Origin of the sequence: Idiomarina sp. H2 (assembly GCF_004364275.1) — a bacterium.
Lineage (GTDB): Bacteria > Pseudomonadota > Gammaproteobacteria > Enterobacterales > Alteromonadaceae > Idiomarina > Idiomarina loihiensis.
Map to the genome: position 1 here is coordinate 336,812 of NZ_SNZY01000003.1, position 13,155 is coordinate 349,966.

Sequence of the window (13,155 nt, forward strand, 5' to 3'; positions counted from 1 at the left end):
ATTTCAGGCTATCAGCAGATCCTCGCAATTTCAACTATTTGAAGCTGTCATCTGTTTCGCGCTTTTACCCGTACTTAAGACAACAAATTATTCACGTTTAGCGGTCAAATATTAAATGAAGAAGTATTTATGCAGTCTTGGCTCAAACATTGAACCTCAAATTCACTTTTCGCAAGCTCGGAAAGCTCTAGAGGCATTGTCTGACGACATTACTTTCTCACGCAACATCCCTACATCTCCGGTTGATATCAACACGGAGAAAACCTTCTTAAATTCGTTGTTTATTATTAAAACCCCAATGACCGCAAAGGCGCTTAAAGATGAGTTTAATAAAATAGAGGAGCTGTTGGGGCGTGACCGTTCCGATCCTCAGAGAAGTATTAAAGATCGCACGATAGATATTGATATTCTGGGCGACGTCGAAGAGGAACCCGAAGTGCCTGGTTATTTGGCGTCATTATTACCCGATTTAGGACTCACCTCATGAAAAAAACAGCAGTTATTACTGGTGCCGGACGGCGTTTTGGTTTTGAGTTAGCCAAATCATTACTTGCGGAAGGCTATCAATTATTTGCCCATTACAATAACTCGCGCGAGGGTATTGATGAACTGGAATCACTCGGCGCCAAAGGCATACAAGCTGACTTCACCAACATAGAGAGTATTCAGGGCATGGTCCGCGCTATTAACAGTGCTACCGACTCGCTCGATCTATTGGTTAATAACGCTTCCTGTTTTTTCGACAATGACACCGTTGATAACGATAACAACGCTTTAGCGGCCGTATTTCAGGTGCACGCAATGGCACCTTACCTGCTCATCAGTGGCTTGCAGCAGCAATTAAGTCGTTCAAAGAACGGGCTGGTCGTCAATATTACGGACATCTACGCTGACCGCCCGTCTACCGACTATATTGCTTATTGCGCAGCGAAAGCCGGACTCGCCAACATGACCCAGGCTTTTGCTAAAAGCTTAGCGCCGTCAGTAAGAGTCAATGCCATTCAGCCAGGCCCTATTCTATTTTTACCAGAGCACGATAAAGAACATCGTATGCAGGTTCTGGATGAGACACCATTGCGGGTTGAAGGGGGTTTAGAGCCCATGATAGAAACGGTTCGCTTTTTACGTGACAACCCATTTATTACCGGCGAATCCATTAAAGTCGACGGTGGTCGTGGCTTGATGATATAAAAAAACCCGGCGCAATGGCCGGGTTTCAGTTCACTGTAAAAAAGCTTATTTAAGCATTCCGCGCAATACGTAATGTAAGATACCACCACTTTTGTAGTAGCTCATTTCATTACCGGTATCGATACGGCATTTGACCTCAAACTTAACTTCACTGCCGTCTTTACGTTTCGCCACAACGTTCAGCATTTGTCCGGGTTTCAGGTCATCATTCAAACCAAGAATCGATATCTGCTCTTCGCCGGTCAGCTTGTGTTCCTTAACACCTTCACCTTCAACAAACTGCAGCGGCAGAACGCCCATACCCACCAGGTTAGAACGGTGAATACGCTCGTAACTTTCAGCCAGTACGGCTTTAACACCTAAAAGCGTTGTCCCTTTTGCAGCCCAGTCACGGCTTGAACCGGTACCGTACTCTTTACCGGCTAATACAACCAACGGCGTATCATTTTCCATGTACTTCATGGCGGCATCGTAAATGGCCATTTGCTCGCCAGTTGGGATGTACTTGGTGTAACCGCCTTCGACATCATCCAGCATCTGGTTCTTAATACGAATATTGGCGAAGGTACCGCGCATCATCACTTCGTGGTTACCGCGACGCGAACCATAAGAGTTAAAGTCTTTAACTTCTACGCCATTTTCCTGCAGGTACTTACCTGCTGGCGAATCAGGCTTAATAGAACCTGCCGGTGAAATGTGGTCCGTGGTAATTGAGTCAGCAAATACCGCCAGCACGTTAGCGTCTTTAATGTCGCTCGGTGCCTGCAGTGGCTTATCAATACCTTCAAAGAACGGCGGATTCTTGACGTAGGTGGAATCATCCTGCCAGTTATACGTATTGCCTTCAGCAACGCTAATTGACTGCCACTCTTCGTCACCTTCAAAGACTTCGCCATATTCTTTGCCGAACATCTCGTTATCAACCATTTTCACCGCTTCAGCTATTTCTGCGCTACTTGGCCAAATGTCCTTCAAGAATACGTCATTGCCGTCTGAGTCTTTACCTAACGGATCTTTGCTTAAATCGGTACGTGTTGTACCCGACAGCGCGTAGGCAACCACTAACGGTGGTGACGCCAGCCAGTTCGCCTTAACTTCTGGGTGAACGCGACCTTCAAAGTTACGGTTGCCCGATAACACAGAAGACACGGTCAGGTCACCTTCATTAATGGCCTGCGTTATTTCATCATCCAACGGTCCGGAGTTACCAATACAAGTGGTGCAACCATAGCCCACTAAGTTAAAGCCAAGCTTATCAAGATACTCGTCTAAACCGGCTTTTTCAAAGTAGTCGGTAACCACTTTAGAGCCCGGTGCCAGCGAGGATTTAACCCAGGGTTTACGTGTCAGGCCTTTCTCTACGGCCTTTTTAGCAACCAAACCAGCCGCCATCATGACGCTTGGGTTTGACGTATTGGTACAAGAGGTTATAGCAGCGATGACAACATCACCGTGCGATAAGGAATAATCCTTACCTTTCACTTGGACTTCTTTGTCTTTCTCACCCGATTTACCGTTCGTTTCCAGTATCAGGTCGAAGTTACTGCCAAGCTGCTCCATATCCACTCGGTCCTGTGGACGTTTCGGGCCAGCCAGTGAAGCCGTAACGCTACTTAAGTCTAACTCCAGCGTGTCAGTGTACTCGGGTTCGTTATCGTTATCGCGCCACAAACCCTGTGCTTTAGAGTATTTCTCAACCAGCTCAATGGTTTCTTCGTCACGACCTGACAGGCGGAAATAACGCAGGGTTTCATCATCAACCGGGAAGAAACCACAAGTTGCGCCATATTCCGGTGACATGTTTGAAATCGTTGCACGGTCGGCTAAAGGTAAGTTGTCCAAACCTGGGCCATAGAACTCAACAAACTTACCTACTACGCCTTTTTCACGCAGCATTTGAGTAACAGTTAAGACTAAATCCGTTGCAGTAACACCTTCTTTCAGCGCTCCGGTCATACGGAAGCCGACAACTTCCGGTATCAACATAGACACAGGCTGACCTAACATTGCGGCTTCAGCTTCGATACCGCCGACACCCCAGCCTAAAACACCGATACCGTTGATCATGGTGGTGTGCGAGTCTGTGCCCACCAAAGTATCAGGGTAGGCAAAGGTTTTGCCATCTTCTTCTTTCGTCCAGACACTCTTGCCTAAATACTCCAAGTTCACCTGGTGGCAAATACCGGTACCCGGTGGTACTACGCGGAAGTTTTCAAAGGCACCCTGGCCCCACTTCAGGAACTCGTAACGTTCTTTATTGCGTTCCATCTCCATGCGGACATTTTCTTTAAAGGCACCCTCGGTAGCGTATTTGTCGACCATAACCGAGTGGTCAATAACCAGGTCGACCGGCGACAACGGATTAATCACTTCAGGGTCGTGCCCTGCTTTCGCCACAGCATCACGCATTGCGGCTAAGTCGACAATACCCGGTACACCGGTAAAATCCTGCATCAGAACCCGCGCCGGGCGATACTGAATTTCGCGGTCAATTTTTTTCTTTTTCGACCAGTCAACCATGGCTTGTAAGTCGTCTTTCGTGACGGTTTCGCCATCTTCATTTCGCAATAGGTTTTCGAGTAACACTTTCATTGAAGCCGGAAGTTTTGAAATGTCTCCTAAGGCTTCCTCTGCTTTAGGCAGGCTGTAGTAATGAAAGGTTTTTCCTTTAACGTCTAACGTACTTAAGGTTTTCAGACTGTCTTTGCCTGACATAGATACTCTCCCATTCGCTTCTAAAAGCGCAGTTTTTAGCTCAACGGTCTTCTAAATATAGACAAACTGAACCGTTTCAGCCATAAAGTTTGTGCTTTGATGAAAACATAAATCAACGATTTGTGCCAACTAACTGGTGGTAAAGTACCCAGTTAAGCGACTATTTTTATTATAAATTGTGTTTATATTACATAGTCTGTAAAAAGCGTTTAAGATCAATCGCACATCGGTCTTACTGCAATCAATAAGGACATATTGAATGAGTCAGGTACTTGACGATTTACTTAACTTACTGACCCTGGAAAGTATTGAAGACGGACTTTACCGCGGGCAGAGCCAGGATTTAGGCTTTGGTGCTGTCTTTGGCGGGCAGGTTATTGGACAAGCCTTGTCAGCGGCAAAAGAAACGTTGCCGCAAGAGCGAGTTTGTCACTCCTTCCACAGTTGTTTTTTACGCCCCGGTGACGCTAAAAAACCGATTGTCTACGACGTAGAAACGATACGCGACGGTAAAAGTTTTTCAGCGAGAAGGGTCAAAGCCATACAATATGGTAAACCCATTTTCTACATGACAGCGTCTTTCCAGCAACAGGAGAAGGGTTATGAGCATCAGGACACTATGCCGGACGTACCTGGCCCCGAAGGCCTAATTTCAGATTTAGACATTTACCGTGAACATGAGGAACTGATACCAGCGCCGCTGAGAAAAAAGTTCATTTGCGACAAACCCATAGAAATGCGCTTTGTTACGCCCTACAACCCGTTCAAACCGGAAAAAGACGAGCCTCGCCGGTACGTTTGGTTCCGTGCAAACGGGAGCATGCCGGATGATCAACGCGTTCATAAATACCTGCTGGCTTATGCGTCGGACTTTAACTTTCTGCCAACCGCTTTGCAGCCGCACGGGGTCAGCTTCGCTCAGCCTAATATGCAGGTTGCTACCGTTGACCACGCCATGTGGTTCCACCGGGATTTCCGCATGGATGACTGGCTGCTTTACGCCATAGACAGCCCTTCTGCCAGCGGTCAGCGTGGTTTAGTTCGTGGGCAGATATTCACACGCGACGGCGTGCTGGTAGCTTCAACAATTCAGGAAGGCGTTATGCGGGACCGCGGTTAATCGCGGCCCCGTATCAATTCAGGTTAAAGACACAAAGAAGCCAGCGATTGCGGCACTCATCATGTTTGCCAAAGTCGCTGCCAACAGTGCGCGCATACCTAAGCGGGCAATATCATGGCGTCGGCTAGGAGCCATGCCACCTAAGCCACCCAGCAAAATAGCAATGGATGAAAAGTTAGCAAATCCACACAGTACAAAAGTAATAATAACCTGCGAGTTCTGGCTTAACTGATCTTTGTAGTTAACAAAATCCAAATAAGCGACGAATTCATTAATCACTAACTTCTGACCGATGAAGCTGCCGGCCAACTGCGCCTCATCCCAGCTCACGCCCAATACATAAGCTACCGGCTGGAAAACATAACCAAACAGTTCCTGAAGGGTTAAATCTGAATAGCCAAACCAACCGCCTACCCAGCCAAAGATTCCGTTGACTAGTGCGATCAGTGCAACGAAGGCTAAGAGCATAGCGCCTACGTTCATTGCCAGCTGAAGACCACTGGAAGCGCCCTGCGCTGCGGCATCAATAACGTTTGCTGAGTTGTCCTCAACCTCTACTTCTTCCAGGTCGTTACGTGGTTTCTCGCATTCGGGAATCATCATCTTTGCCATGAGAAAGCCGCCCGGAGCCGCCATAAAACTGGCCGCAATCAAGTACTTCAACTCTACCCCAACACCGGCATAACCGGCCAACACCGAGCCAGAAACTGACGCCATACCACCAACCATTACGGCGAAAAGCTCCGAGCGCGTCATAGTGCCAATAAACGGCCGAACCATCATCGGTGCCTCAGTCTGCCCGACAAAGATATTGGCTGCTGCAGACATGGACTCCGGACGGCTGGTCCCCAGTAATTTCTGTAAGCCACCACCCAAAATACGAATGACCCATTTCATGATGCCTAAGTAATACAGGACAGAAATAAGAGAAGAGAAGAAAACAATAACGGACAAAACCTGGATGGCGAAAACAAAGCCAAACTCTTCCGAGGCCAGACTACCGAACAGGAAGTCGATACCGGCTTTGGTATAACCGATAACCGCTGAAACCCCTTGCGCAAATCCAAACAACAATTCACGACCAATAGGCACGTAAAGTACAAAACCTGCTAAAACAACTTGAATGCCAAATGCTCCAAGAACAGTGCGCCAGCGAATGGCTTTACGGTTCGTTGAAACTAAATAAGCAACGATAAAAATGACGGCAACGCCGAGAATACTATTCATAGAGGAACCAATTTTATTCCGCCAGTAACTGACGTATTTTTGTTTTTATAATATCAATGGCGATTTCGTTTTGACCACCGCGAGTGACAACGAGATCAGCAAACTGCTTAGATGGGAATATAAAGTCGAAGAATGCAGGGCGAACGTACTGCTCATATTGCTCGGTAACCGACTGCAAAGTCCTGCCACGCTCTTCAATATCGCGTTTAATACGACGCAACAAACAAATGTCCAGAGGCGTATCCATAAACACCGAAATATCAAATTGTTCGCGTAGCTTTTCGTCAGTTAACAGCAAAATACCTTCAACCATGACCACTTTTGCCGGAGCAACCCGAATGGATTCTTCCAGACGAGTATGCGTAGTATGGCTGTATTGCGGCATTTCAACGGCCTCGCCGGCTTTTAGCTGGCGTAAATGTTGCATCAGCAAATCGTGTTCGAAAGCAGCCGGTTGATCGTAATTAGTTAACACCCGCTGTTCCATGGTCATATGGCTCTGGTCACGGTAGTAAGCATCTTCGGCCAGAATAGCAATGCCGTCAGTTCCTAACTCAGCCACCAACTCCTGATACACCGTTGAGGCAAACAGGCTCTTTCCTGACGCTGATGCGCCAGCTATCGCTATAACTGTTATTTTACTCACAAGCTTCCGTTTCTATTTGCTGCAAACCGCGCGCAATTATCCTTGATTGTCTGAGTAATTAAAAGACTTGACTGGCACCTTTATTGCCGCAACATCTGCAGCCCGTCCCTGAAATGTTTAATTTCGTTACAATTTATCCTGAACATAGGCAAGCACAGAAGTCTCTCCTCTCGTATAGTAATCTGGCTTAATAAAAATTAATTCAGGAAACACTATGAAAATGATGAAAACCTTAACGGCTGTCGCAGTCGCAACGGCTCTGTTAGGAGGCTGTCAAACAACTCAGTCAGCCAGTAACGAACAAACTGTCAGCCAGTCTCAATTTCCAGAAGTTAAAGTTAACTACGAAACCTTTACTCTGGATAACGGCTTAACGGTTGTCGTTCACGAAGATCGCAAAGCCCCGATTGTTGCCGTTAACGTTTGGTACGCGGTCGGCTCAAAAGACGAAGAACCCGGCAAAACGGGTTTTGCTCATTTATTTGAGCATCTGATGTTTAACGGTACCGAAAACTACGATGACGAGTACTTTGGCCCGTTTGAACGTGCCGGTGCTACCGAAATGAACGGCACAACCAACAACGATCGCACCAATTATTTTGAGAATGTCCCTACCCCAGCGCTTGACATGGCGTTATGGATGGAATCTGACCGCATGGGTCATTTATTGGGAGCCATTACTCAGGAAAAACTGGATGAGCAACGGGGCGTTGTTCAGAACGAGAAGCGTCAGGGCGAGGCACAACCTTACGGTAAAGCCTGGAGCTATATTGCTGAACAAACCTTCCCTGAAGGCCATCCTTATTCCTGGTCGGTTATCGGCTCAATGGAAGATTTAAACGCGGCATCGCTTGATGACGTGCATCAGTGGTTTGAAGATTACTATGGTGCAGCGAACGCGGTATTGGTTTTAGCCGGTGACATCGATGTCGAAACGGCCAAAGAAAAGGTAACGAAATACTTTGCTGATATCGGTCCGGGTAAACCACTGCAAAAGCAAGAATCCTGGGTTGCAAAACGCGAAGAACAAAAACGAGCAACGATGGAAGACCGGGTACCGGCCGCGCGCGTATACAAAGTCTGGAATACCGCCGAAATGGGAACCGCGGACTCTGAATACCTGAGCCTGCTGGCCGACATCTTGGCCAACGGCAAAAACTCACGTCTCTATGAGCGTTTGGTTTACAACGAGCAAATTGCCAGCTCAGTTGGTTCTTTCCAGTATGGCCGCGAACTGGCCGGACAGTTTTTGATTACCGCCGACGCAAAACCAGGCGTTGAACTTAAAAAGATTGAAGCCATTATTGATGAAGAGGTAGAACGTTTAATTAATGAAGGCCCAACCCCAGCCGAACTGCAACGTACTAAGTTCAGCACCACAGCGAATTTCGTTCGTCGTGCTGAGAAGGTGGGTGGCTTTGGCGGCAAGTCAGATATCCTTGCTTCGGGCGCGGTATACCACGACGATCCGGGCTTTTATCAGCAGCAAATGGAATGGACAAAACAAGCTTCCGTTAGTGACCTGCAAAGCGCTGCCGAGCAATGGTTAAGTTCTGGCGACTTTGTTCTTAATGTTGTTCCTCAGCCGGAATATACCAAGCAGGAAACCAATGCTGACCGTTCTCAATTGCCGAATGTCGGTGACTTGCCAGAGCTGGAGCTACCGGAGGTTAAGCACTTTACCTTATCAAACGGTTTAGACGTGTATCTGGCCCAACGCAGCGACACGCCAACGGTAGAAATGAGTCTGGTTTTCGACAGTGGTTATGCGTCTGATGTTGGCTCAAAACTGGGCACAGCCAGCTACACCATGTCGATGCTAAAAGAAGGCACGGCAAACCTCAGTGCATTAGAGCTGAATAAGCGTCTAGAATCTCTGGGAACCAACCTAAGCGCATCTGCCAGCCTGGACAGCTCCCGTATTAACATGGATACACTAACAGTCAACTTGGCTGAAAGTTTATCGTTAATGAGTGACGTGTTAGAGAATCCGGCCTTTGCAAAAGAAGAAATTGAACGTAAACGCTCAAACTGGTTAGAAGGAATTCGTAAAGAACAGGCTCGCCCTCAAACCCAGGCTTTACGTGTATTACCTCGGTTAATGTTTGGTGAAGGTCATGCCTATAGCCAGCCACTTACTGGATCAGGCACCATTGAGTCAATCAAGTCATTAACTCGCGACGATTTGGTTGAGCACGCACAGACTTGGTTGCGTCCTGATAACGCCAAACTTGTTATTGTTGGTGATACTACGGTTGGGCAGACTCAGGCTTTACTAGAAAAAGAACTGAGCAGCTGGAAGGCTCCAGCATCTGACAAACCAGAAAAAACCTTTGACTCCGCTATGGCATCGGACAGCAGCCGAGTCTTTTTGATTGATAAACCGGGCAACCCGCAGTCGTTAATCATTGCCGGGCAGTTAGCTCCTTCAGGTCAGGTTGATAACGCAGACACCGTCGATGTCATGAACACGATTCTTGGTGGCAGCTTTACCAGTCGTCTGAACATGAACTTACGCGAAGACAAAGGCTGGTCTTATGGTGCTCGCTCAATTTGGCTGGATAATGAAGGCCCTGGTTTATTAGTTGCTCTGGCGCCAGTGCAAACCGATAAAACCAAAGAGTCCATTGAGGAAATCATTAAAGAATTTACTCAATACGAAGGCGAAAACCCTGCGACTCAAGATGAGCTGGCAAAAGTAAAAGCCAATAAAACGGCTAAATTACCTGGTGCATATGAAACAAAAGGCAGCCTGCTCAGCGGGTTAGTCAGTACCTTTAACAAAGGCAAAGATGTGGAGTACCTTGAAGATTATGGACAGCGCATTAACGCCATCACACTTGAAGATATAAGGGAAAATGCAGACAAGGTATTAAAACCGGAAGCAATGACCTGGGTTATCGTTGGTGACTTAGCCGAAATAGAAGAGAAAGTTCGTTCACTAAATTTAGGTGAAGTGACCATTCTTAAAGAAAACGAAGTAAAATAACGTTACTGACACCCCAGTCTCTTCGGCTGGGGTGTTTTTACTACAACTAACCAAATAATTGCTCCGCCCTGCTGTGTAATATCCAGCTCGTCAATATGTATTTATCATTCGATACCGGTGTTCGCCCCCTGTGGGTGTGGGTAAAGTACGCTGGCGCTATAACCATCTGTCCCGCTTTGGGTTTTAAAGACCGATTCTGATAATAAAAGTCCGTTTCGCCTCCCTCCTCAACATCGTTTAAGTAATACATGAACAGTAAAGCCCGATGCAAAGGTTCAGTCGATCCCTTCTGAGGATAAGTTTCACAATGCCAGTAATTATAATTTCCTTCGCCTTTTCGGTAACGTTGCATTTGTATAGCGCCAACTCGAAACAGCTTTTGCATAATTGCCATTTCGTTACCCTTAGCAATTTCATCAAAATTATCATGAGTCAAAGGCGCTGGCTGCTTGGTCTGCGGGTGTTGCAGTGTGAGAGCCACCGGTGCAATTAAGGCAAAATGGTATTTTTTAAAATACTTCAGGGCGTGATGGGCTGTCGTTTGTTGTATCTGTAACAGCAAATTTTGGTATTCAGCATGATTATTCAAAGCCAGATCGGTACTGGATTTCTTACTGACATCGACACCACCACCGGTACGTCCCTGAAAAGTATGCGATGACTCCTCAAAGGTGTTAATTAGCTGCTGGCACAGCTCGGAAGATAAGGCGTTGTCATAAGTTTCAATAAAATCATTCATAGCGACGACTCTTTCCAGTAACGAGGGGTAAATAAAGTGCTAATTTAACAAGCGGTTCATTTCCGGAGCGGGTTTACCAATATAATAACCTTGCAGATACTCAATTTGCTGATCGCGCAGGTAACCATTAACGTCTTCGTTCTCAACGAATTCAGCGACAATAGGAATGCTCAGCTCTTTACAAATACTGATTAGGCCATTAAGAATACTGGCGCTGGTCGGGTCATGTAATACGTTCTGAACAATACTACCATCTATTTTCAGGTAATCTGGTCGCAAACTTATCAGTCGGGAAAAGTTTGAATAACCGACACCAAAATCATCTATTGCAATTTGGCCACCTAAACGCCGTACGTCATTAGCAAAAGCCTGGACTTTGGTGAAGTCCTCTGTTGATTCCGTTTCCGTAATTTCGAAAATTAATTGAGCTCTTTTATGTTCCGCCAGAACATAATGAATAAAATTGACGGTCTCATCATTCAGAATATCTTCAATCGATACGTTCACTGATATAGCGACCTGATACTGCTCGGAGGCCAACACCGCCTGCTCAATGACAGAGCGCGTAATTTCGCAGTAATAACGGGTTGTTTTTGCTTTATCCAGAAACAGCCCGGGAGCCAGGTCCTTATTGTTATCTCTTAGCCTGACCAGCGCCTCGTAGTAGCTTGGCTTATCTTTTTTTGTGCTTTTTATTGGCTGGTAGTAATTGATAAAACGATGATCAACAAGGGCTGACTGAATTTTAGGGAGCCAATTCACTTTGTTCTCATGAAGAAACTCACGTTCATAAACCACTTCAATTTTATAGCCCGAGTAGATAGCTTTTGCCTTAGATAAAGCACTTTCGGCTAGCTGCAGCTGCTTATTGCGACCCACCCCCATGCCAATAGCGACATCCAATGCCACATCGTTGTTTCCTACCGCAAGCCGCTTCGATAATAACGCCTGATAAAAATTTAACAGATGATCTTCAAATAAATTGGGAATCATTCTGAAATCGGGAATTAACGCGAACTTATCACTGTACAGACGATACAGGTTGATATGTTTTGTCTTTAAATAGGCAGATGCCCAGGTACTGAATTCACGTAACAGTTCATCACCAAATTCCAGACCGTGAAAGTCTGCATAGCTGCGAAACTGACGAATATCCAAAACTGCGAGACTCTGTGCCCCTACTCGCTTTAAATCGCTGAGCAAGTCAACTCGCGTCGGCAGTCCGGTCACCTGATCAAATCGGGCTTCCTCGAGTAACTCATCGAGATAAATTTCACGGGAAATATCCTGGAACAGTAAGACTTGCTCAACTAACTCACCATTGGTTCCGTATAAAGGGATTGCCATACAACGGCACCAACGACTGCGGCTATTACTCTGCAAGCACAAAGTCCCATTCCAGCTTTCACCGGTATCAGAAGCTTGCTTTATACCCTCAGCCACATGAGGCCGACTATCAATATGGAGAAACGCAGTAAAAGCGGTGGTTTGCCTTAAATAGTGAATTTCCAGCAGTTTATGAAGAGATTCACTCATCCAGCGAATGTTGCCTTCAGGCGACAGCCGCGCACACAAAGCTGCAGATTCAAGCGTATTAATGTACTGCTTTAGCAAAAATGTATCACGCATGCAGGCTTGCTCGGCTCAAATAGAAAATAAATGTTACTTTTATGTAATGTACCGAATTCGCTAAGATATTAACAGAGCACAACAGGAGATATTTGCTTAACCCGGGCCCTTTACTCCCGTATAATCCGCTTAAATTTTAACGCATTCACTACCGATCAGGTAAGTTCTCATGAAAAATCTACTATTAACACTCACCTTATTCAGCTTGCTCCCTTTCGCTGCCAGCGCAGAAAAGTACTGGTCAGATACCAGCTTAACTTACTTAAATGGCAGTCGTTATGAAGTGGGCGATACTGACCGCCAAGTGCTGACTTTTGAATATGTCGGAGGCTACAGTTGGGGCAAAATATTCAGTTTTGCCGATAGACTGGAGTCTTATAACGGCGATACGGAAACTTATATCGAGTTTTCACCTGAACTTTACCTGTTCGAATTTAAGGACAACCTGGTTCAAAACATTAGCTTGACCACAACCTCCGAAATCGGAGATGGTTTTACCCACTATTTATATGGTATCGGTGCCGCATTTGAAGTGCCTGGTTTTCAATATTTTGAGCTGGATGCCTATAAACGCAATAACGATAGTTTACCTGACAACTATCAATTAACCGCAACCTGGGGCTTGCCATTTTCTATCGGCGACACAAAATGGTTATACGATGGTTTTATCGATTACGCTTCAGGTATCAGCACTATTGGGCCGGCTAACCTTAATTTTACTTCTCAGCTGAAGTGGAATATTGCACCTTACTTCGATTTATCGGCACCACTTTACGTTGGCATTGAATACGTTTACTGGCGTAATAAGTTTTATATTGACGGTCTGACTGAGAAAAACCCCAACCTTTTGGTCAAATGGCATTTCTAAAAAGGGGGCTTTAGAGCCCCCTTTCTCCAAA

10 protein-coding genes are annotated in these 13,155 nt (G+C 46.0%); 5 read left to right on the forward strand and 5 right to left on the reverse strand.

Going from position 1 to position 13,155, the window contains the following annotated elements; translation table 11 throughout:
* Window positions 1-115 precede the first annotated feature (115 nt).
* Both DET62_RS05660 and DET62_RS05665 read left to right on the forward strand, forming a co-directional pair.
* Complete coding sequence (locus DET62_RS05660) at window positions 116-487, forward strand: 2-amino-4-hydroxy-6-hydroxymethyldihydropteridine diphosphokinase (protein WP_110013300.1); 372 nt, start codon at window positions 116-118, stop codon at window positions 485-487.
* Window positions 484-1,191, forward strand: a complete 708-nt coding sequence (locus DET62_RS05665) for an SDR family NAD(P)-dependent oxidoreductase (RefSeq protein ID WP_110013301.1) — start codon at window positions 484-486, stop codon at window positions 1,189-1,191. The genes DET62_RS05660 and DET62_RS05665 overlap by 4 nt, the downstream gene beginning before the upstream one ends.
* Window positions 1,192-1,236: 45 nt before the next feature.
* Here DET62_RS05665 and acnA read toward each other — a convergent pair whose 3' ends face one another.
* A complete protein-coding gene (gene acnA / locus DET62_RS05670; protein ID WP_110013302.1) occupies window positions 1,237-3,906 on the reverse strand; it encodes an aconitate hydratase AcnA in 2,670 nt (889 codons plus the stop codon).
* A gap of 259 nt (window positions 3,907-4,165) precedes the next feature.
* Between acnA and tesB the strand changes: the two genes are divergently transcribed.
* Window positions 4,166-5,026, forward strand: coding sequence for an acyl-CoA thioesterase II (gene tesB / locus DET62_RS05675; RefSeq protein ID WP_110013303.1), 861 nt, complete (start codon window positions 4,166-4,168; stop codon window positions 5,024-5,026).
* An 18-nt stretch (window positions 5,027-5,044) separates the two neighbouring features.
* On the opposite strand, the gene DET62_RS05680 is transcribed toward tesB, so the two are convergent.
* Together DET62_RS05680 and udk are read right to left on the reverse strand one after the other, a co-directional pair.
* Window positions 5,045-6,253 (reverse strand): NupC/NupG family nucleoside CNT transporter, encoded by a 1,209-nt coding sequence (locus DET62_RS05680; protein WP_110013304.1) that lies wholly within the window; start codon window positions 6,251-6,253, stop codon window positions 5,045-5,047.
* Window positions 6,254-6,266: 13 nt separating this feature from the next.
* Window positions 6,267-6,899 (reverse strand): uridine kinase, encoded by a 633-nt coding sequence (gene udk / locus DET62_RS05685; RefSeq protein WP_054487310.1) that lies wholly within the window; start codon window positions 6,897-6,899, stop codon window positions 6,267-6,269.
* A gap of 214 nt (window positions 6,900-7,113) precedes the next feature.
* Here udk and DET62_RS05690 point away from each other — a divergent pair, with 214 nt between their 5' ends.
* Window positions 7,114-9,888 carry a pitrilysin family protein gene (locus tag DET62_RS05690; protein ID WP_110013305.1) on the forward strand — a complete coding sequence of 925 codons (2,775 nt, stop codon included), beginning with the start codon at window positions 7,114-7,116 and terminating at the stop codon, window positions 9,886-9,888.
* Between the two features lie 46 nt (window positions 9,889-9,934).
* Here the strand turns inward: DET62_RS05690 and DET62_RS05695 are convergent, their stop codons facing one another.
* Window positions 9,935-10,627, reverse strand: a complete 693-nt coding sequence (locus DET62_RS05695; protein ID WP_110013306.1) for a 2OG-Fe(II) oxygenase — start codon at window positions 10,625-10,627, stop codon at window positions 9,935-9,937.
* 39 nt (window positions 10,628-10,666) lie between these two features.
* Entirely contained in the window at window positions 10,667-12,256 is a 1,590-nt protein-coding gene (locus DET62_RS05700; protein WP_110013307.1) for a bifunctional diguanylate cyclase/phosphodiesterase, read from the reverse strand.
* Between the two features lie 169 nt (window positions 12,257-12,425).
* Between DET62_RS05700 and DET62_RS05705 the strand changes: the two genes are divergently transcribed.
* Window positions 12,426-13,124, forward strand: coding sequence for a nucleoside-binding protein (locus DET62_RS05705; RefSeq protein ID WP_110013308.1), 699 nt, complete (start codon window positions 12,426-12,428; stop codon window positions 13,122-13,124).
* The last annotated feature ends 31 nt before the right edge of the window (window positions 13,125-13,155 follow it).

Coding starts and splice junctions, on each gene's coding strand:
- DET62_RS05665 (WP_110013301.1), top strand. CDS start 484: ATGAAAAAAACAGCAGTTATTACTGGTGCCGGACGGCGTTTTGGTTTT.
- DET62_RS05690 (WP_110013305.1), top strand. CDS start 7,114: ATGAAAATGATGAAAACCTTAACGGCTGTCGCAGTCGCAACGGCTCTG.
- DET62_RS05695 (WP_110013306.1), bottom strand. CDS start 10,627: ATGAATGATTTTATTGAAACTTATGACAACGCCTTATCTTCCGAGCTG.
- DET62_RS05700 (WP_110013307.1), bottom strand. CDS start 12,256: ATGCGTGATACATTTTTGCTAAAGCAGTACATTAATACGCTTGAATCT.
- DET62_RS05660 (WP_110013300.1), top strand. CDS start 116: ATGAAGAAGTATTTATGCAGTCTTGGCTCAAACATTGAACCTCAAATT.
- DET62_RS05705 (WP_110013308.1), top strand. CDS start 12,426: ATGAAAAATCTACTATTAACACTCACCTTATTCAGCTTGCTCCCTTTC.
- tesB (WP_110013303.1), top strand. CDS start 4,166: ATGAGTCAGGTACTTGACGATTTACTTAACTTACTGACCCTGGAAAGT.
- acnA (WP_110013302.1), bottom strand. CDS start 3,906: ATGTCAGGCAAAGACAGTCTGAAAACCTTAAGTACGTTAGACGTTAAA.
- DET62_RS05680 (WP_110013304.1), bottom strand. CDS start 6,253: ATGAATAGTATTCTCGGCGTTGCCGTCATTTTTATCGTTGCTTATTTA.